The sequence below is a fragment of the Massilia sp. TSP1-1-2 genome (genome assembly GCF_049896185.1).
In the GTDB taxonomy this organism is placed as follows: domain Bacteria; phylum Pseudomonadota; class Gammaproteobacteria; order Burkholderiales; family Burkholderiaceae_D; genus Telluria_A.
The window spans coordinates 1-19,654 of record NZ_JAFCTU010000048.1; the positions used below are offsets into that span (position 1 = coordinate 1).

Below are 19,654 nucleotides of genomic sequence, written 5' to 3' on the forward strand. Positions count from 1 at the left end.
TCAGCACATAGCCTTGCTGCAACATCCGACTGACACTGTTAATTAACCCAGTGTTGCGCTTGGTATTTGAAACCGCCGTATTTGTACTCTCCAATCTGAACCACGCCATCCTTGAATTGATAAGACAGCTTCGTCATCTTCATGTCGGCAGCACGAATGCAACTGATCTGGCGTGGGGCCGCGTCGAGCAGGCTCGCGAACACGACGTGCAGAGGCTTGGCGGCAAGCCCAATCGTCCATTTCGATGGGGAGCAAACAAACACATTAGTTCCGCCCTTGCCAAAACTGGCGACACTCCCCTGGCCGCCATTACCGGTGGCCAGGTTGAGCACCCCATCGTCCCACTCCGCGTGTAAAAAGAGCCCGACAGAGCCGTCCCATTGGCGCTTACGGCTGAACACCAGCTCCGTGCTTGTGTGTAGGTCGCCCGCGTATTGACCGAAGGTGTATTTGCCGTCGGCACCGATGACGATGTTGACGTTCGTCTCCGCAGGATTCCCCATGCACATGGCGCTGTAGTTGCCGGCGAGGTAGCTGGACATCGGTTTCCAATAGTCCACCTTGGCAAGCCCGGGCTCCGTGGTGGCTTTCTTGGCGCAGCCGCCGAAGAGCAACGTCGACGCAATCACTAAGAGCAGCAGCAGCTTGGGTTGCAGGGGCATGTGAGGTCATCCAGTAAAAAAAAGAAAACCTTAACATAAAAGCATTTTCCGTCAGACTAATGTCCTATCCGCATTTCGAATCGCCAGGAGGCCAAGCGCAGCGCCGTGATCACCGTCGCGCTCGACCACAGCGCCAGGTCCGGCTCCGGGCCAAATTTTTTCATGAGCAAATACATCCAGCTGCCGATAAAAGCGCAGATCGCGCACGGCTTGTCATCCTTGAATACCTTCGGCACCTGTATTCCTTCTTCTCATCAAAGTACGAACGATCCATTTTGCCACGTGCCATATTTTTGCATTTGCACTGGCTACCTGCCAGCTGTCGGGCGCTTTCGCGCGAAAGTATTTTTGCGTCCTGCAGTTCCTTATGTTGCAACAATTGACGAGAGCGAATAAAGTGGGTCGGCCTCGAATAGAGTGGGTCGGGCTATTCCTGTGGTGTAGAGTAGGCGCCATCGGCCGTCCGCTTTCGTTAAGGGTTGTCCGATGCCGGCCGCCGCCACAGGCCCGAACTGATGCGCGAAGGCGTCCCCGGCCGGCGTTGGGCAAGCCGCGAAGGAGGAAACCGCAGGGGATAAATCAGTGCCTCCGCAGAAGAAATTTCCATGCAACACGCGCGCGCTGGTCTGGTAGTCGTTGGGCAGCGTGAAGACGGTGGCCCAGCCCGCCACGGCAACCATCCACACGATGGCGATCGCGTACCAGCGGTATTTTGCCGCAAGTTGAAGCGCTTTCAACAGGCTACGATTCGAGCGGACGCTAATCGTAAATTGTAAAGCGGACTGGCGCGAGGAGCGCGTGCGAATCATGACCAGCGTTATTTAACGTTGCGCGTCACTGGTGATGAAATGTCAGGATCATCGCCAAGGCGGAAATTAGTTGAAGGTAAACGATAGCGCTGAAGTTTTTAAGGATTTTCGCCCGCCTTGAGCAGTACGACATGTCTCGCACGTGCCTGATATGGCCATACTCGTTGGCAAACGTCGCAACGCTGAAATACCGTCTGCTTGCCCAAGCCCACGTGCCTTCCTCGCATGCCTGGGTCAGCATTTCCGAGTCGTTTTTTTCCCATTGAATCGATCAATGGACTGGGCCTCCTGGCATCATCCAATTGCACTTGTTGACCGATCGACGGCTCGCCGCCTGCCGTACGAAACATGCATCGTCAAGGCTGACAAAGTAGCGTCGCCCAGGTTCACCCAGCCACTGGTCGACACGCCGCAAGCCGACGAGCGCCACTGAAGCGGCGCGCGGTCACTCAAAACGGCAGTCTGCCCCGCCTGCATCCTTGCACATTGGGGATGGACACCTTAATATTACCGGCAGTACACTTTAGTAACGTTGCATCTCGACTTTCTCATACGGGATTTGTACACCCGCAATGCACTGCCATCGGAAAACGCCAGCACCACATGGAAGATAATAACGATAGTGAAGTGGCGCGCGTTGTCGCGCTTTCGGGTTTTGATGCTGAAGGTGAGCCGGAGCTACGTTTCATGAGCAATGGCCACCTGTACGTGGTCTTTAACTTCATGCCGCCGTCCGATTGCGAGGACGAAGACGCGTTTGACGAGTTTGACCAGGAAATGGCTGAGGCCATCGGGGTCGTGGTCGATTGGGAAGACCGCGAGATGTTCCTGATCCAGGAGCCCAAGGCTGACACTGCAGAGCGCGTCTCCGCCTTCGTCGCCAGCTATCGGAAAAACCTGGGTGTCCGGCGTTTCGAGATGGTGGAAGGCATCGCAAGCAAATTCTGGGAAGTGAGCGTCAGCGATTGTGAGTTGAATGTTAGATTCGGCCGTATCGGCACTGCCGGACAATCGAAGGTGAAGGATTTCGACGAACCGGGCGAAGCACGTGCCGAGCGTGAAAAACTGATCAAGGAAAAAACCAAGAAAGGCTACAAAGAGATCGCTGCCAGCGAGGGTGGTTGAACGCCAATCTGTCCGTGGAAGAATCGCGCTGGTAAACAACCGTTACCAGCGCGCCTATGTCTGGCCTCCCATCACGCGTTGAAGCTTCGTTTGACATAAAGTGACCGGCTGCCGTTGGCTACTTTACACAGTCAAGCGAGCACGTGCGAGCCGGGACGACTACCTTCCCAAGCCAATTTACGCTAACCCGACCCACCTAGTTCGCTCCCCGTATTGTTGTAAATTTATCCACTGCCCCACGTTTGCGTCGCTTTCATGCTGTCAAATGCATATTTTTGCCAGCCGCATATCGTTTCTTGGTTACAATAAACACACCTACAGAATAAAACAAGACGGCACACAGCATGGCGCTAAGCATGGCGGGAAGTCACACAGGCAGCGCGGCGCCCAACCATCCCAGGGGACGCGCTTGTTAGACGGCCGTTTGTCCCTCGTCACACCCGAAGGCATCCGCCTGCTGCTCACCCCCGCCGGCCCTTATCTGCGCGCGGTGGCCTGGATGCTCGACTTCCTGGTCTGGGCGGTCGCCGCCGGGCTCCTGTACGCTATTCTCCCCAAAGGCAAGCTCGGTGAGGGTTTGTACTCGATCGCCCTGTTCGTCGCCTACTGGGGCTACCCCATCATCAGCGAAGTCTATTTCGGCGGACGCACGCTGGGCAAGCGCGCCACCGGCCTGGAAGTGGTGCGCGCCGACGGCTTGCCGGTCGGCTGGCGCGAATCGACGCTGCGCAACCTGCTGCTGGTGGCGGACTTCCTGCCCATCTTCTATATGTCGGGCCTGTTGTGCATGATGCTCGACGTGAAGTTCCGGCGCCTCGGCGACATTGTCGCCGGCACTGTCGTCATCCACCGCGAGTTCAGGCCGGTGCGCACGCGCCCGCCGGCGGCCCCACCGATGCCGCCGCCCTTCCCCCTCAATGCCGACCAGCAGCGCACTCTGGCCGACCTGTTCGACCGCGAAAGCAGCTTGCCGATCGAGCGCATGGCTGAACTGGGCACGCTCGCCGCGCCGCTCACCGGCCGCATCGGCGCCGCCTCGGTCGAAGCGATGCGCGGCTATGTCGCAGGATTTACCCAATGAAGCAACACCAGTTTGAAGCCGACAACGCTAAGCTGTGGCAGCGCATCGCCGCCATCCTCGACGGCAGCGCCACCGACCGGCGCGACTTGCCGGCGCTGTACCGCCGCCTGTGCCAGTGCCTGGCGCTGTGCCGCCAGCGCGGCTACTCCCCGGCCGTGGCCGACTACCTGCAAAAGATGGTGGGCGACTGCCATCGCCTGCTGTACGGCAGCGCGGTGCAGCGCCCCAATACGCTGCTGCGCTGGATGATGGTCGACTTTCCGTGCCGCGTGCGCGCCGAATGGCGCTTGCTGCTGGTGGCCGTGCTGGCCGTGTTTGGCGTGGGCCTGGGCATTGGCCTCATGGTCTGGTACGACCCGCAACTGGCTTACAGTTTTATGTCGTCAAACGACTTGGCCAGCGCGCACCAGATGTACCAGCCCAGCGCCATCAAGTTTGGGCGCGGCGGCAGCGAGGGCGATATGCAAATGTTCGGCCACTATATCTGGAACAATATCTCGATCTGCTTTCGGACCTTTGCTGGCGGTATTTTCGGCGGCATTCCCGCTTTGCTGAGCCTGGCGTTCAACGGCATGCACATCGGCGTGATCGGCGCTTGGCTGAGCAAGGATCCGGCCACCCGCCACACTTTCTGGTCGTTCGTGATCACCCATTCGAGCTTTGAAGTGACCGGCCTGGTGCTCTCGGGCCTGTCGGGCATGAAGCTGGGCCTGGCGCTGATCCACCCGGGCCGCCTGTCGCGCGGCCACGCGCTGCATGTCGCTAGCGAACAAATGTTCCCGGTGATCGTGGGCGCTGCGCTGCTGACCTTTCTGGCCGCCTTTTTCGAAGGCTTCTGGTCGGCCTCGACGTCGATTCCCCAAAGCGTCAAGTATGCGGTGGGCGCGCTGTGCTGGACGCTGGTGATCGCGTTCTTCGCGTTCGCCGGGCGCGGCAAGCAATGAGGGGCGCGCCGTGCAAATAGACAAGCTGCAAATCGAGCTGCGCCCGCGCAGCCACGCCCAGGCGCTTGACCTGGGCTTTGCGCTGCTGCGTTCGCACGCGGGCGCCGCCTACAAATCCTTTCTGGTGCTCTGGCTGCCGCTGGCGGCGCTGTGCGCGGCGCTCACGCTCTACCTGCCCGATCTGGGCTGGCTGTGGGCCGTGCTGGCCTGGTGGGTGCGCCCCATGCTCGAACGCGCGCCGCTGTACGTGCTCTCGCGCCAGGTGTTCGGCACTGCCGTCACGTGGCAGGAAGCGGTGCGCGCCTGGCCCGGCCAGCTAGGCGGCGGCGCCTGGCAACTGCTGACCTGGGGGCGCATCTTTGCCGCCGGGCGCGGCCTGATGCAGCCGGTCTGGCAGCTCGAGATGGCGCGCGACGACGTGGCCGCCGTGCGCCGGCGCGTGTTGCGCGCCAACGGCACGGGTCAGGCCGCGTTCTGGTTCGGCATCGTGTGCGTGGTGCTTGAATTGGTGCTCGAATTCGGCCTGATCTACTTCCTGGCCATGTTCGCCGGCGACGGCGACGGCGCCAGCCCATTTCGGCTGCTCTTCGGCGAGCAAGCGGACGTGGTGGGCAACCGGCTCGGCGAACTGATGTGGCTGGGCGCCTACACCGTGGCGGGCGGCATCATGGCGCCCATCTACACCGCCTGCGGCTTTACGCTGTACCTGAACCGGCGCGCCAGCCTGGAGGCGTGGGACCTCGAACTCCAGCTGCGCCAGATCCGCCGCCCCGTACTGGCCAAGCCGCATACGCCAGGCGCACCGGCGCTCTCGCTGCTGCTCGCCACGCTGGCTGCCGCGTGCGCGCTGGGCGCGGCGCCCGACGCCGACGCCCGCGCGGCCGCCCCCGCCACCCCTGCAGCACTCAGCGCCACCTGCGACGGTCCAAAACTCGACCTCCCGGCGCGCGGCAAGAGCGCCAATGCGCACCAGGCGCAAGTGCGCCAGCAGGTCGACCAGGTCTACCAGCACAAGGACTTGCGCGGCTTTGAGTGCGTGGAGAACTGGCAGCCCAAGCCGGCCAAAATCAAGGCCAAGAAAAAGGAGAAAAAGCGGGACGCATCCGGTTTTCCAAACTTGCCGAACCTGGGTTTTCTGGCGTCGATCTTCAAGATCGTGTTCATCGCGCTCGGTATCGGCGTCGTTGCCTACCTGTTGTACCGCTACCGCGACCATTTCCCCGCTTTCAGCCGCGGCGTCAAGCTGGCGCGCGCAACCGAAGTGGGCGGCCTGGACATCCGCGCCGAGTCGCTCCCGCCGGACGTCACAGCGCAAGTGCGCGCGCTGTGGGCCAGCGGAGAGCGGCGCGCCGCTTTGGCCTTGCTGTATCGGGCCACGCTGTCGCGCCTGGTGAGCGACGATGGCCTGGCCCTGCGCCAGGGCGACACCGAAGGCGACTGCCTGCGCGCGGCCACCCACGCCAATGGCGCCCAGCGCCTGGGCCAAGGCCGGCTGGAGGTGGCGCGCGCCGCCACCACGCTGTGGCTGAACGGCGCTTACGGCGACCGCTGGCCCGACGACGGCACCGTGCATGCACGCTGCGCCGAGTGGGACCAGCAATTCGGCGCGGCCAGGGAGAAGCGCGCATGAACACGCCCGCCAAATACCTGCTCGCGCTGCTGGGTGTTCTCGCCCTCGGCGCCCTTGGCGCCTGGGGCTGGCACCAAAGCATGGAAAAGAAGTGGGAACCGGTTCCCGGCCAGTCCGATGCGGCGCGCCGCAACCGCATGCTGGCCGCCACCATGCTGCTGCGCCAGGACGCGCGCAGCGTGACCGTGGCCGGCTCGCTCGGTGAACTGGCGCTCGACAAGCTGCCCGATGGAACCCTGATTCTGGCCGACGCCTCCGGCGTGATGGAACAGGACAAGGCGAAGCGTCTGCTGGCGTGGGTCAGGCGCGGCAATACGCTGGTCGCGCAACCGCGCTGGATTACTGCGGCCGAGGAAGCGCAACTGAAAGTTCAGATCGCCGAGCAGGCCGAAGCGGACGGGCCGGCCACGGCGACCGCCGCGAATGAGGACGCCAGCACCAGCAACAGCGACGACAGCGACGAAGAAGAAGAGCCAGCCACCGCGGACAGCGCGGCCAAGGCCGGCGATTCAAGCGACGAGCTGGTGGAAAACGACCCCATCGCAGTACTCCTGGGCGCACGCCTGTTTTTCGCCGCGCCACCCGGCAGTTGCGCCAGAAGCGACAAGGCTGGCAAGAGCGCGCCCAAGGACTGCAAACCGGTCCGCAAGTCGGGCCCGGCGATGCGCCACGTCGAACTTCCCGGTGCCGGCTACCGGCTCGAACTGAACGCCGGATACACAAAGCTGATCAGCATGCCCGGCGCGCGCCAGGCGCTGTGGAGCGACGATGACGCGAGCACGGTGCGCGTGTACGCCGAAGCAAAGGGTAAGATCGTGATGCTGGCCGATGACTTTTTCAATAACCGCGAGCTGCGCGAGCACGACCATGGCGAACTGCTGCTGGCCCTGGCCGCGCTGAACCAGGCCAGCCGTCAGGTGACGATCGTGCAAAACCTGGACGCCGTGCCCTGGTACCGGCTGCTGTGGAAGCACTACAGCATGGCCCTGCTCGCGCTGGCGGCGCTGCTTGCGCTGCTGTTCTGGGCCGGCGTGCGCCGCTTTGGCCCGGTGCTGCCGCAAAGCGCCATCGAACGGCGCAGCCTGATGGAGCATATCGACGCCAGCGGCGCCTGGCTCTGGAAGGCCGAGGGCGGGCGCCAGGTGCTGCTCGACGCGGCGCGCCAGGACACGCTCGACATCATCCGGCGCCGCGCTCCGGCCCTGTTCCGCCTGCCCCAGGGCGAGCTGTACGCCGCCCTGGCGCGCCTGTGCGCGCTGCCAGAAGTCCACGTCAGCCAGGCCCTGAACCAGGCCGCCGCCAGCACGTCCCTCCATTTTACGCGCCAGATCCGCATTCTTCAAGAACTGAGAAACCACCATGAACGATAGCATCTCGAGCAGCGACAGCGCCGCCCGCACCCCGGCCGCGCCGGCCATTTCCGCCGAGCGCCTGGCGCAGGCGATCGGCATCATCGAGCGCATGCGCGCCGAAATTCGCGGCGCCGTCATCGGCCAGCAGCACGTTGTCGACCAGGTGCTGGCGTGCTGCCTGGCCGGCGGCCACGTGCTGATCGAAGGGGTGCCCGGGCTGGGCAAGACACTGCTGGTCAAAGCGCTGGCGAAAACGTTTTCGGGCGACTTTTCGCGCATCCAGTTCACCCCCGACCTGATGCCGGCCGACGTCATGGGCCACGCCATGTTCGACATCAAGAGCCAGAGCTTCAGCGTGCGCAAGGGCCCCGTCTTCACCCACCTGCTGCTGGCCGACGAAATCAACCGGGCGCCGGCCAAGACCCAGTCCGCGCTGCTCGAAGTGATGCAGGAGCGCCAGGTCACCATCGAAGGCGAGTCGTACCAGCTGCCCCCCCCGTTCATGGTGCTGGCCACGCAAAACCCGCTGGAAAATGAAGGCACCTACCCGCTGCCCGAAGCGCAGCTTGACCGCTTCCTGATCAAGGTGCGGATCGACTACCCGAGCCAGGCCGAGGAAGAAGCGATGCTGCAGATGGTCACGCGCGACCGCGTCGGCGACGGCCTGGAAGTGAGCAACGTGGCCACCCTGGTCAAGCCCGAAACCATCGTGGTGCTGCAGCAGCTGGTGGCCAAGATCCGCGTTGACGACGCCGTGGCCGCGTATGCGGTGCGCCTGGTGCGGGCCACGCGCGACTGGCCGGGCGTGGCGATTGGCGCCGGCCCGCGCGGCTGCATCGCGCTGGTGCGCATGGCGCGCGCGATGGCGCTGACGGCCGGGCGCGACTACGTCACGCCGGACGACATCAAGAGCGCCAGCCTGCCGGTGCTGCGCCACCGCATCGCCATTTCGCCGGAAAGCGAACTCGATGGCCTGTCCAGCGACGACCTGCTGCACGGCCTGATCGAAGAAGTGCCTGCGCCGCGTGGCTGACGCGTTGACGCCCTCGCGCGCACTGCTGGCCTGCGCCGGCGGCTGGGCCGTGCTGGGCCTGGCGGCCAGCCACTGGCCGCTGCTGGCCCAGTTCTGGCAGGGCGCCGGCGTGGCGCTGGCTGCCGTGGCGGCGCTTGACGCCTGGATGTCGCGCCGCCAGCCGGCGCTGCGCGTGGAGCGCGAGCTGGCAGGCGTGTGGCCGGTCGGCTGCTGGAACAACGTTACGCTGCGCGTGCACAACGAGAGCGCGCGCACGCTCGCGCTCGACCTGCACGACGACTATCCGACCCAGTGGCCGATGGAAGGCCTGGAGCACAGCACCCGCATCGCGCCCGGCGCCTTTGCCGCCGTCACCTACCGCCTGTGCCCCGACCAGCGCGGCAAAGCCGCCTTCGGGCCCGCATTCCTGCGCGTGACCTCGCCCCTGCAACTGTGGACGCGCTTGCACCGCGTGGGGCCCGACAGCGAGGTCAAGGTGTTTCCCGACTTTGCGCAACTGCTTGGCCATACGCTCAGCGCCACCGACCGCCGCGCGCCCGCCGCCGGCGCCATCCGCAAGCGCCGGCGCGGCGAAGGGACGGACTTTCGCCAGCTGCGCGAATACCGCCAGGGCGACAGCATGCGCTCGATCGACTGGAAAGCGACCGCGCGCCGCAACAAGCCGATCACCCGCGAATACCAGGAAGAGCGCGACCAGCAGGTCGTGTTCCTGCTCGATACCGGGCGCCGCATGCACGCGCGCGACGACGTCACCACGCACTTCGACCATGCCTTAAATGCCGTGCTGACGCTGGGCTTTCTTGCCCAAAAACAGGGCGACGCCGTCGGCCTGATGACCTTTGGCGGCGAAACGCGCTGGCTGGCGCCGCTCAAGGGCCGCACCGGGCTTGACCGCCTGCTGGCCGGCGTCTACGACCTGCAGCCAAGCGAGATGGCGCCCGACTTCACGCAGGCCGCCACGGCACTGCTCAACCGCTTGAGCAAGCGCGCCTTTGTCGTCGTCATCACCAACTTGCGCGACGAAGACGACACGGCGCTGCGCGCGGCGTGCGAACTGATGTCGACCAAGCACCTCGTGATGTGCGCCAGCCTGCGCGAAAAAGTCATGGACCGCGCGCGCAGCACCGAAGTGCAATCGTTTGGCGACGCGCTGCGCTACAGCGCCACGGTGCACTACCTGCAGCAGCGGCGCGACGCCATCAAGCGGCTCGGCATCCGCGCCGACCGGCTGATCGACATTACGCCGGAAAAGTTAAGCAGCGCGCTGGTGAACCGCTACCGCGCCATCAAGGAAAGCGGCCAGCTGTAGCGCCAAATTGGCGCTGCGAAACCCCCATTTCCGACCGGAATCGTGCAATACCTCAACTGAAATCAATGCTAAATTTACATTTTTAGTTGGGGAAATTTTCGATGAAGACGCACGTCCGGTATTTTGTATCCCAGCGTTTCGGCAAGTCCACGGTGACCGTCAGCTTGAGCGACGACGCGACAGGCGCGGTTGCCATCGCGCTGCCCTGCCCCGAGCGCAATCGCGTCACATTCTCGTTTGACCAGGAGCGCGTGGCGCAGATGCTGGGCGAACCTGTGCTGTGCCCGGAAAGGCTGATGCGCATCGCCATCGGGCAGGCGCACAAGCAATTTTTGCTGAAAGGAGCGAGCGGCCTGTTTGGCACGCCCGTTCCCCTGGTGGTTGGCAGCGCGCCTTGGATCGGCGACTTGACCGAAGCGCCCTATGGCGGCGTGACGGGTGGCTATGCCAGCACGCCGCAGGCCGATACGCAGTGCGCTTCCTGAAAAAAACGGCGGGCGCGTCAGGCAACGCGGCCGCCGTGCAAAAAGGCCGGCAGGCCTTACTTCATGGTATAGCTCTGGATTGCGGTGTCGACGGCGTAGTTCTTGGTCGTGTCCCAATAGGTGAAGCTGTATTTGACAACGTCGCCGATCTTCAAGCCGCCGGCCGTGTAGGTGTTCACGCCTGCATCCTGGCGCATGCGCAAATTCTGCTGGCCACCGCCGTTGACGGCGTAGTGCACGTCGGCCCAGCTGGTCGTGCGCACCGTGAAGGTCAGGCTGGTGGCGCCGGCCTGGCTCACTGATACTGGGGTCGGGGCCGGCGTCGGGGTTGGCGTTGGCGTCGGGGTTGGGGTTGGCGTCGGCGTCGGCGTCGGGGTTGGCGTTGGCGTTGGCGTTGGCGTTGGCGTTGGCGTTGGCGTTGGGGTTGGTGTAGGCGTTGGCGTCGGCGTTGGCGTTGGGGTTGCCACACCCGTATCCCAGACGATATCGTCAATGGCAAACTGGAACGGCGCCGTCGGCAGGCGTGCCGCGTCGCTTGAAATCTGGAACTGGTCCAGCATCGACTGCAGCGCGATCTTGGTGCCTGCCAGCGCCGACACTGGAATGGTTGCCGTGCCCCAGTTACCGTCGCGCACCAGGCCATACGTCGTCACGTTCGGCGGAAAGTTCACCGAGTTCTGGTTGGTGTACGTATCCTGCACGCCGATGTTAAAGGCGACGTTGGCCGGAATCTTGATGCGGAACTTCATCACGCCATTTTTGAAGTTGCTCATGTCATGCACCTGGCGCGACTGCACGCTGCCGCCGAACCAGTTGTTCGGCGCCGTATAGTTCCAAGCGATGGCGTTGCTGCCTTCAAAGGGCGCAATATTGCCTGCCGACGTAGAGGCACCATTCCACAGAAAAATGTCGGAACTGGTGCCGGCCACCTGCTTGTTGTTGACCACGGTGTTGTCCGAGAAGACTCCGAATTTGCCCACTTCCGGCGTGATGGTATTGCCCAGCTTGACCGACCCTTTGCCGTCCAGTTCATACACGCGCACATAGTCGACATACATGGTGCCCGGCAGTGGCGCGGTCACGTTGCCCGGCACGGCCGCATCGGTAAAGTTGCCGCCCACTGCCAGGTTGAGCAGCAGGTAAAACGGCGCCTGCAGCGCGGTCGAATTGACCGGCAGCGGATTGTCATACAGATTATGTTCGACGCCATTGTCGACGACCGTAAAACGCATCTGGGATTCGGTCCAGTAGAAGCGGTACGTGACGAAACGGTTCACCAGCGGTGTGGCGGCCGCGTACCAGTTCTTGGTTTGCCACGCGGTCGAGGCGGCGCAGCTTTCATTGCCGGGCACGCAGGCGGCCTGCTGGAACGTGATGACGTTCGAGCCGGTGAAATTGTTCGCCGACGGCGAGCCGGCGGGCACACGGCCGGCGGCCTTGTGGCCCATTTCCATGATGTCGATCTCGCCGTTGCGCGGCCAGGTCTGCGGACTCGAACCGAGCATCCAGCCTGCTGGCCACAAACCAACGCCTACCGCCGGCGTGCTGATGCGCATTTCAACCATGCCGTACTGCACCTGCACCTTGCCGGCCGAGGTGATTTTCCCCGATGTAAATGAATTGCCGCCCACTACTTCGCGCTGCGCCTTGATGGCCAGCGCGCGCGTGGCGGTCTCGAACGGGACGTTGACGATCGACAGGTTGTTCGGGCTGTAGTACTGCAGCTCGGCGTTGCCGTAGCCGCACAGATTGATCTGGCAACCATTGCCGTTGTCCGCAGTCCAGCGCGTGGCGTCCAGGCTGGTGCCATTGAATTCTTCCGACCACAGCAGCCGGCCGATGGTCGGGCTGGTCACGCTGGCCGACGCTTGCGCCCCATAGATCATCAACAGGCTGGCCGCGAGCGCCGACAACACCAGTTTTTTTTGTGTGCTGCCCATTTGATTGCTTTGCTTGTTCACTGTAACTCCTCGTCTCTACTCTTCTTCAAAATATGGACCGGACGGACACGGCGCTTTAAAGCGCCTTCCCATTCGCCTGGGCCACTCCACGCCAACTGCATGCGTTGGCTGTTCCTTGCTGGTGCATTCGTTGGGCGCGCTGCGCGCTGCGCGGCAGGCGGGGCGGGAAAAGCGGGCGCAGTGGGGCTGCCGCCGTGAAGCGTTTCGATGGAACATAAGTCTCCTGACCGGGCAGGTCTGACGCCTGCGCACTGGTGTAAATGAAGTCGTCGGGATGCGGCAGCCGGCCTGCTAAGGCAGGGTGGAAGCGTTTCCAACTTTGACTAAAATATATTCCTATAAATGTTTTGTGTCAATGCAAAACACGGCGTGCGATGGTTTGTTTGTGCCCGGCCCACGTTCATCCAGACTCACCAATGGAAAAAGCCACTCATGTCCGGGAACCGGAGTGAGTGGCTTTTTGCGGGGTGGCGCTTACGCTGCGATGATTTGTTTTGGAAACAAGCGACAGGCAAAGGCAATGCAAAACGTGCGGCCCGACCTGGCGTAGGCCAGCAGATTTTCCCATTCGGGCGTGCCGGCGAACTGATGAGCGTCGGCATGGTCCGCGCCCGTGTCGAGCGCCGTGGCCGGGCGCGGGGACGTGGTCCACAACATGTGCTGGGACAGCTTGAGCAGGCGCGGCGTCATCAGCATGCGGCGCACTTTGCCAAGCACGATCGGTGCGATCACGCTGAGCATTGCCATCACGGTGATCATAAGTTGTTGCATGCGGTTTCTCCTGTTCGACCAATTCAGGATATGCCACAGAAGGAAAGATTTCCGTTCGCTAACGCGCATAGGAAATAATGTGTGGACGGTCATCCACACCCCCTTCACTGCCTTACTTTTTCGTCAGCTCGACCCCGTCAACCGTCATCTTCCATGCCTCGCCATCTTGGTGCGGGGGTGCCGAAACCACGAAAGTGGTTGCCATCGGGCCCAGGCCGACGATCAGGTTGTTGCCGGCGAATTCCTTGATCGGCGCCTTGACCGACGTGGTGTTGCCGTCGTTGACGCGGCTGTATTCGACCCTGCCGTCCTGGGTGATCAGCATCTGCATTGCCGGGCCGCTCCATTGGCCGGCGAACGCGGCTTTGTCAGCGGGAAGGGGCTTGCCGCAAGCGGCAAGGGTGGCGGCAAACAGCAAGGCAAGAACGGTGTTCGACAGACGCATGGAAGTCTCCTGGGGAAATAAAGGCAAGCAGATGATTGCCTAAAAAGCCAGTTTAACGCGAATGCAACTAAATGACTATCTGAAATGCACGAGCGGATAAATTGCCAGCCCGATCAGCGCGGCCCCCAGCACCACCACCGGTTCCTGCAACTGTTTGAAGCGCCACAGAAGCCCTATCGTCACCAAAGCGATGAGTGCCGTCGGCACATCGACCACGGAGCGCCTGGCGATCACGATGACCGAGCCGGCAATGGCGCCGATGGCCGCTGCCGTAATGCCGTCCACAAAGGCCAGCACGCCAGGCACCTTGCCGTATTTTTTAAAGTATGGCGCCGGAATGATGGTGAACAAATAGCAGGGAATAAAGGTCGCCAGCGCGGCGACAATCGCGCCCGGCAAGCCGGCGATCAGGTAGCCGATGAAACCCACGGTGATCACCACCGGCCCCGGCGTGATCATGGCCACGGCGACCGCATCGACGAACTGCTTTTCTGTCAGCCAATGAAATTGCGTGACCACACCGCCAAACAGAAACGGCACGATCGCCAGGCCCGAGCCAAAAACAAACGCGCCTGCCTTGGCGAAGAACAGCGCCAGCTGCACCAGCACGCCGCCTTCGGCCGTGCTGGCCACGCCGGAGAGCACGGGCAGGTGCAGCAAGGCCACCGAATGCAGCTTGCCTCCGCTCAAAAACCTGGGCGGCGCGCGCACCAGCCAGACCAGCACGCCGGCGGCGATGAAGAGCCAGGCAACTTCGGATTCCGTGATGACCGTTACCGCCGCGAGCAAGAGGTAAATCGCCCACAGCAGCTTGTCCTTGCCGATGCTTTTCATGGTCAGCTTGCGCGCACTCATGACGATGATGCCGATCACCGCCGCGCCCACGCCATAGAACACCGCCTGCATCCACGCCAGCCCGCCAAAGCGCACGTAGGCCCAGCCCAGCGCGATTACCATCAGGAACGACGGGATGACGAAGGCAAGCCCGGCCAGCGTTGCGCCCAGGATGCGGTAATGGACGTAGCCCATGTAGATGCCCAGCTGCGCCGCCAAGGGCCCCGGCGCCAGCTGGGCCAGCGCCAAGCCTTCCTTGTAGTCGGCCTCGGTGATCCAGCCGCGCCGCTCCACCAGGTCGCGGTGCATGTAGCCGACCAGCGCCACCGGGCCGCCGAACCCAAGCGCGCCCAGGCGCAGCATGTAGAGCACCATGTCCCACAGGGTGTATGCGCAGCGCTCGGCTGCCAAGTTGGGCTCGTTCAATCTCGTCCTTCCGCGCCAGTGCGCTGTTCAAGAAGTAAGATTGTAGCGTGTGTTGCTCAATGTGTTTACAGCGCGGGTGGCACCGGCTCCTTGTCTTTGATCGCCGGCTCCTTGTTGCGATCGAAGGACGGCTTGCCCATGATGTAGGGATTTGGCGCAACGGTGCTAGCAACGGCCAGCGGCGGGCGCACTGCCTGGGCGGGCACGGGCACGGTCACGGTCGTCGTCGCGGTGGGCATCGGGGCGCCCATCATGATTGTTGCCACGTCGCGCGGCGGGGTCGGCGGAATGCTTTGTGCCGTGGCGCCGCCCCCCGCCGACATGGCGACGATGGCTGCGCCGGCCAGCGCGGGCAACTTGCGCAGGGTGCGGCGCGTATAGGCCCGGGCGCTGGTGCTGCAGTCGCTTGTCATGACGGTACCGTCGGCCCGCTGGTAATAGCGCACGCACAAGGCGCCATCGGCGTTTGCGGCCAGCAGCGCGGCGCCTTCGGCCTCGGGCATGGCGGACAGGTTGAAAACGCTCTTGTTGCAGTCGTTGCAGTGGCGCACCCGGTCGTCGCCCCTCATGGCGGCCCAGGAGGCCGTGCATGGGGATGCGATCTTGATACTGTGCAGTGCGATGGTGCTTGGGGCTGTGGCGCGTGTCATGGTGTTCTCCGGTTCCTTGCAGTGAATAAAAGCTCGCTGCTTGTGAAACGGGGCACGGCCGGAAACGGGGTTAAACGACGGGAAATAATGACAAGGCCAGTTCCTTGCCCTCCCTCAGCAGCGCCGAACATTGCGCAACGGGCAAGGGCCGGCTGAAAAAGTAGCCCTGCATTTCGTCGCAGCCCTGCAGGGTGAGCAAGGCCAGTTGCTCGGCCGTTTCAACCCCTTCGGCCACCACCCGCAGGTGAAGGCCGTGTGCGAGCGTGATGATGGCCTGCGCGATGGCCAGCGCTTCGCTGCTTTGCGCCATGTCGCGCACGAAGGACTGGTCCAGTTTTAATTTGTCGAGCGGGAAGCGTTTCAGGTAGCTGAGGTTGGAGTAGCCGGTGCCGAAATCGTCGATTGTGAGCGTGAGGCCAATTTCCTTGAGCGCGGTCAGGACGGCGATGCTTTTTTCCGGGCTGTCCATCGACAGGCTCTCGGTCAGCTCCAGTTCGAGCAGGTGCGGCGCGATGCCCGTTTCCCGGACGATCTGGCCCACCCGCGCGACCAGGTCGCTCTGCAGGAACTGGCGCGCCGACAGGTTGACCGCCACCGGCATGTGGGCAATGCCTTCGCGCTGCCACGCCGCTGCCTGCTCGCACGCGGTGCGCAAAATCCAGTCGCCCAGCGGGACGATCAAGCCCGTTTCCTCGGCCACGGGGATAAAGCGCACCGGGGGAATCAAGCCCAGCTGCGGATCCTGCCAGCGCACCAGCGCTTCGAGTCCGACCACCTTGCCCGTGCGCAGGTCTACCTTGGGCTGGTAATGCAGCACGAATTCATTTTGCGCCAGGGCCAGGCGCAGCCGGCTCTCCATCGTCAGGCGCTCGCTGGCCGCCCCCTGCATGGCCGGCTCGTAGCAGCTGACCGTGGCCCGGCCCAGGTCCTTGGCGCGGTACATGGCAGTATCGGCGGCGGTCAGCAGCGCATCGGCGGTGGCGCCGTCAGCCGGGTAGCGGCAATAGCCGACGCTGCACGAAACGGTGATATCTTGCCGCAATGCCTTGATCGGCTGGCCGATATTGTCAATCAGGCGCTGCAGCAAGATGCGCAGTTCGCTCTCGTCAATCTGTTCGAGGATCAGGACGAACTCGTCATTGCCGATGCGCGCCACCGTATCGTTCTTGCGCACCGAGGATTGCAAGACCTTGCCCACCGAGGTGAGGACCTGGTCGCCCACGCTGTGGCCGAACGCATCGTTGACGTTCTTGAAGTGGTCCAGGTTCAGAAAAGCCACCACCGCGCCATGCCCTTGGCGCAGCCAGCGGTGGATGCCTTGCTCAAGGCGGTCGCGCAGCACGGCGCGGTTGGGCAGGCCAGTCAACACATCGTGCGTGGCGAGCTGCTCGAGCTCGGTTTTGTATTGCTTGCGGATGGTATTGTCGCGGGCAATAATCTGGATGCGCACCTCGCCATTGCTCGTGTACGACACCGTGGTGGTTTCCACATCCACCTCGGCGCCATCGACGCGCAGCCATCGCATTTCAAGCGGTGCATTCGGGCGCAGCGTGCGGTACGCCATCTCGGCGCGCTGGGCGACGATCTGGCGGTAGGCGGGTGCGACGATACCGAGGGCGGGCATGCCTACAATCTGGTCGGCGCGCTGCGCGCCCAGCAAGCGCATCCCGGCCTGGTTGACAAAGATGATGCGCGCGCCATCGCTGACCAGGTAAGCCTCGGGCGCATGACTGATCAGCTGGCGATGGCGCTCTTCGCTCTCGCGCAAAGTCTCCAGCACTTTGCCGGACGCGAGCAGCAACTGGCGGCGCTGGATTTGCTCTTGCGCCATGCGGGCCAGGTCCACCAGGGAGGCCAGTTCGATGTCGGTCAGGATGCGCGGAACGTGGTCGATGACGCAAAAAGAACCCAGCGCCTGGCCTTCCACCGACAGCAGGGGAATGCCGGCGTAAAAGCGCACAAACGGCGCTCCCATCACCAATGGATTGTCGGCAAAGCGCGCGTCGGCCTGGGCGTCAGAGATCAGGAACGGCTCTTTTTGCAGCACCGCATGCCCGCAAAACGATATGTCGCGCCGCGTTTGCGTGACGTCCAGGCCAACTTTGGATTTGAACCACTGGCGCTCGGCATCGACCAGCGAGACCAGCGCAATGGGTACTTTCAGCAACTTGGCGGCAATGCGCGTAATGCGGTCGAACTCTTCTTCCGGTTCTGTGTCGAGTATGCGCGCGGAGTACAGCGCCAGTAGGCGCTCGGCTTCATCGGCAGGAAACGGGGCAATGTGCATTGGGGAATGGGTGCGCAGAACAAGGAAACATCCAGTTACTTGCCCCCAGAATACATGAGTAAGCGGTTTGACGTTCCCTAAAGCATTTAAAAATTCCTGCGTCAATACCAATAGCGTTGCGTTTTGCTCGCTTGCGGTTGCCCTAAGGACGAGATTTCCGGTGAGACCAAGTCATCAACACCGCAGCTGCGAGCAAGGACCACCAGTAATCGACGGGCGCAAACCAGAGCCAGTGAATATGCCAAGGAATATGTGCCGGATCGAAGTTGGCAAGGCCGAAGGCGGGATTGAAGACGAACCACAGGAAGTCTTCCGCAATCCAGAACGCCATGATGCAGCTGACCGCGCGCGCTTCCAGGCGCCACGACCATTGCTGCAGGAAGAAAAACGGAAAGTGGAAAAACAGTGCGATAAACGGAAACACCCAGGCGTGATAGCCCGTCATGGGACGACCGCCCCAGAAAATGTCGAGCAGCCAGTGGTGCTCAATGCGCCAGGTCGGCAGGTTGGCGGCCCACCCGGCCGGGCCCTCGATCTGGATTTCGGTCATCGCGAAAAACAGGCCGAGCAGCACGACCCAGCCCAGCGTCAGCGCAATACCAAGGTTGCGGCGCGCGGGCGCCTTCACGCCGCTTCCGCGATGGTGGGAGGATGGCCAGTGTCGGGCAAAACAACGGCCAGCACCGCGCGGGCGGCGTCGGCGCGGCCCAGCACCAGCGCCTTGGCGCGCATGTCGGCCAGTTTGGCCGGATTGTCGAGCAGGTAGCGCACGCGGTACTCGAGCGTGACGCTGTCGAAGGCCTTCATTGCCACGCCCTGCTCCAACAGGTAGTCGGCGTTGCGCTCTTCCTGGCCGGGGATGGGTGCATTGACGATCATCGGCAAGCCCATGGCCAGGCATTCGGACGTCGTCAGCCCGCCCGGCTTGGTAATGACCAGGTCGGCGCAGGCCATCAGGCGCTCCACCTTGTCGGTAAAGCCCTGGGCCAGCAGGCGAGCGGGATAGCGCAGCGCCAGCGCGTTGAGTGCTTCCAGCGCGGCCGCGTTTTTGCCTGCCAAAACGATCAGCTGGAAATCGCTGCCTAGCGCAAGCAGACGTTCTGCCACCGTAGCGAGGCTGCCCAGCCCTGCCCCGCCGCCCATCAGCAAAATGGTCGTGCGCTCGGGGTCGAGCCCGGCTTCGCGCGCGCAGATGCTGCGTTCGAGCGGCGCGCCGAACACCGGCATGATGGGGATGCCCGTCACGGCAATGGCCGCGCCGGCAATGCCTTGCGCGCGCATGCGAAACGCGACTTCCTCGCTGGCGGCAAAGTAACCTGCCATGTGATCGTGGACCCACATGCGGTGCAGGTCGAAGTCCGTCACCTGGACCCACACCGGACACGTGAAGCCATGCTTGCGGATCAGGCGCGAAAGCAGTTCGGCGGGCAGGAAATGGGTGCAGATGATGGCGTCCGGCTTGACCCGCGCGATTTCCTTGAGCAGCGCACCGGTGTTCAGCCGTTCGAGCGCGCGCCGCATTTTTTCGCGCGAGCTGTCGGGGCGGGCCTCGTTGGTGGCGTGGTACAGGTAACCCCACAGCGCCGGCGCCTTGTTCACCAGCTTGATGTAGTACTCGGCGTACAGCTTGCGAAAGCCTGTGCTGACGAAATCCATGACGTCGAGGTGGACCGCGTCGACGCCGCCATGATGCAGCTGGGCGTGGGCGCGCAGCGCCTCGGCGGCGCGCATATGGCCGGCGCCGGCAGATACGCTCAGGAGTAGCAGTTTTTTCTGGGTCATGAAATCGAGTGATGGGAAGTTTAAGCTTGCCGATTGTATATGATTGGACTCTGCACATGGGCTTGATC

Annotated in this window: 19 protein-coding genes; 8 read left to right on the plus strand and 11 right to left on the minus strand. The window is 63.1% G+C overall.

Annotated elements, in window-relative coordinates; all coding sequences use genetic code 11:
- Nucleotides 1–38: 38 nt before the first annotated feature.
- The 3 genes from ACP7BV_RS25080 to ACP7BV_RS25090 all read right to left on the minus strand — a co-directional run bounded on the left by ACP7BV_RS25080 (nt 39) and on the right by ACP7BV_RS25090 (nt 1,471).
- Nucleotides 39–662 carry a hypothetical protein gene (locus ACP7BV_RS25080; RefSeq protein ID WP_426107612.1) on the minus strand — a complete coding sequence of 208 codons (624 nt, stop codon included), beginning with the start codon at nt 660–662 and terminating at the stop codon, nt 39–41.
- Nucleotides 663–718: 56 nt separating this feature from the next.
- Nucleotides 719–898 (minus strand): hypothetical protein, encoded by a 180-nt coding sequence (locus ACP7BV_RS25085; protein ID WP_426107613.1) that lies wholly within the window; start codon nt 896–898, stop codon nt 719–721.
- A gap of 129 nt (nt 899–1,027) precedes the next feature.
- Nucleotides 1,028–1,471 (minus strand): hypothetical protein, encoded by a 444-nt coding sequence (locus ACP7BV_RS25090; protein ID WP_426107614.1) that lies wholly within the window; start codon nt 1,469–1,471, stop codon nt 1,028–1,030.
- A 603-nt stretch (nt 1,472–2,074) separates the two neighbouring features.
- On the opposite strand from ACP7BV_RS25090, the gene ACP7BV_RS25095 reads away from it, so the two are divergent.
- The 8 genes from ACP7BV_RS25095 to ACP7BV_RS25130 all read left to right on the plus strand — a co-directional run bounded on the left by ACP7BV_RS25095 (nt 2,075) and on the right by ACP7BV_RS25130 (nt 10,430).
- Nucleotides 2,075–2,596, plus strand: a complete 522-nt coding sequence (locus ACP7BV_RS25095) for a WGR domain-containing protein (RefSeq protein WP_426107615.1) — start codon at nt 2,075–2,077, stop codon at nt 2,594–2,596.
- Nucleotides 2,597–3,005: 409 nt separating this feature from the next.
- Nucleotides 3,006–3,677 carry an RDD family protein gene (locus tag ACP7BV_RS25100; protein ID WP_426107616.1) on the plus strand — a complete coding sequence of 224 codons (672 nt, stop codon included), beginning with the start codon at nt 3,006–3,008 and terminating at the stop codon, nt 3,675–3,677.
- The gene (locus ACP7BV_RS25105; RefSeq protein ID WP_426107617.1) at nt 3,674–4,621 is read left to right on the plus strand and encodes a stage II sporulation protein M; all 948 of its coding nucleotides are present in this window, start codon (nt 3,674–3,676) and stop codon (nt 4,619–4,621) included. Before ACP7BV_RS25100 ends, ACP7BV_RS25105 begins: the two co-directional genes overlap by 4 nt.
- Before the next feature lie 10 nt (nt 4,622–4,631).
- Nucleotides 4,632–6,251: a hypothetical protein gene (locus ACP7BV_RS25110; RefSeq protein WP_426107618.1), complete on the plus strand. Its 1,620-nt coding sequence runs from the start codon at nt 4,632–4,634 to the stop codon at nt 6,249–6,251.
- Nucleotides 6,248–7,621: a DUF4350 domain-containing protein gene (locus tag ACP7BV_RS25115; protein ID WP_426107619.1), complete on the plus strand. Its 1,374-nt coding sequence runs from the start codon at nt 6,248–6,250 to the stop codon at nt 7,619–7,621. Before ACP7BV_RS25110 ends, ACP7BV_RS25115 begins: the two co-directional genes overlap by 4 nt.
- Nucleotides 7,611–8,636: an AAA family ATPase gene (locus ACP7BV_RS25120; protein WP_426107620.1), complete on the plus strand. Its 1,026-nt coding sequence runs from the start codon at nt 7,611–7,613 to the stop codon at nt 8,634–8,636. Before ACP7BV_RS25115 ends, ACP7BV_RS25120 begins: the two co-directional genes overlap by 11 nt.
- Complete coding sequence (locus ACP7BV_RS25125; protein ID WP_426107621.1) at nt 8,629–9,945, plus strand: DUF58 domain-containing protein; 1,317 nt, start codon at nt 8,629–8,631, stop codon at nt 9,943–9,945. The genes ACP7BV_RS25120 and ACP7BV_RS25125 overlap by 8 nt, the downstream gene beginning before the upstream one ends.
- A 101-nt stretch (nt 9,946–10,046) precedes the next feature.
- Nucleotides 10,047–10,430, plus strand: coding sequence for a hypothetical protein (locus tag ACP7BV_RS25130; protein WP_426107622.1), 384 nt, complete (start codon nt 10,047–10,049; stop codon nt 10,428–10,430).
- A gap of 56 nt (nt 10,431–10,486) precedes the next feature.
- On the opposite strand, the gene ACP7BV_RS25135 is transcribed toward ACP7BV_RS25130, so the two are convergent.
- From ACP7BV_RS25135 to ACP7BV_RS25170, 8 genes are all read right to left on the minus strand, one after another.
- Complete coding sequence (locus tag ACP7BV_RS25135) at nt 10,487–12,391, minus strand: glycoside hydrolase family 16 protein (RefSeq protein ID WP_426107623.1); 1,905 nt, start codon at nt 12,389–12,391, stop codon at nt 10,487–10,489.
- 474 nt (nt 12,392–12,865) lie between these two features.
- The gene (locus ACP7BV_RS25140) at nt 12,866–13,162 is read right to left on the minus strand and encodes a hypothetical protein (protein ID WP_426107624.1); all 297 of its coding nucleotides are present in this window, start codon (nt 13,160–13,162) and stop codon (nt 12,866–12,868) included.
- A 112-nt stretch (nt 13,163–13,274) separates the two neighbouring features.
- Entirely contained in the window at nt 13,275–13,607 is a 333-nt protein-coding gene (locus tag ACP7BV_RS25145) for a hypothetical protein (protein ID WP_426107625.1), read from the minus strand.
- Between the two features lie 75 nt (nt 13,608–13,682).
- Nucleotides 13,683–14,816: a chromate transporter gene (locus ACP7BV_RS25150; RefSeq protein ID WP_426107633.1), complete on the minus strand. Its 1,134-nt coding sequence runs from the start codon at nt 14,814–14,816 to the stop codon at nt 13,683–13,685.
- A gap of 116 nt (nt 14,817–14,932) precedes the next feature.
- The gene (locus ACP7BV_RS25155) at nt 14,933–15,517 is read right to left on the minus strand and encodes a hypothetical protein (RefSeq protein WP_426107626.1); all 585 of its coding nucleotides are present in this window, start codon (nt 15,515–15,517) and stop codon (nt 14,933–14,935) included.
- 70 nt (nt 15,518–15,587) lie between these two features.
- On the minus strand, nt 15,588–17,804 hold the full coding sequence (locus tag ACP7BV_RS25160) for a putative bifunctional diguanylate cyclase/phosphodiesterase (protein ID WP_426107627.1): 2,217 nt from the start codon (nt 17,802–17,804) through the stop codon (nt 15,588–15,590).
- A 142-nt stretch (nt 17,805–17,946) separates the two neighbouring features.
- Nucleotides 17,947–18,432 carry a hypothetical protein gene (locus ACP7BV_RS25165; RefSeq protein WP_426107628.1) on the minus strand — a complete coding sequence of 162 codons (486 nt, stop codon included), beginning with the start codon at nt 18,430–18,432 and terminating at the stop codon, nt 17,947–17,949.
- The gene (locus ACP7BV_RS25170) at nt 18,429–19,586 is read right to left on the minus strand and encodes an MGDG synthase family glycosyltransferase (protein ID WP_426107629.1); all 1,158 of its coding nucleotides are present in this window, start codon (nt 19,584–19,586) and stop codon (nt 18,429–18,431) included. Before ACP7BV_RS25170 ends, ACP7BV_RS25165 begins: the two co-directional genes overlap by 4 nt.
- Nucleotides 19,587–19,654: the final 68 nt, after the last annotated feature.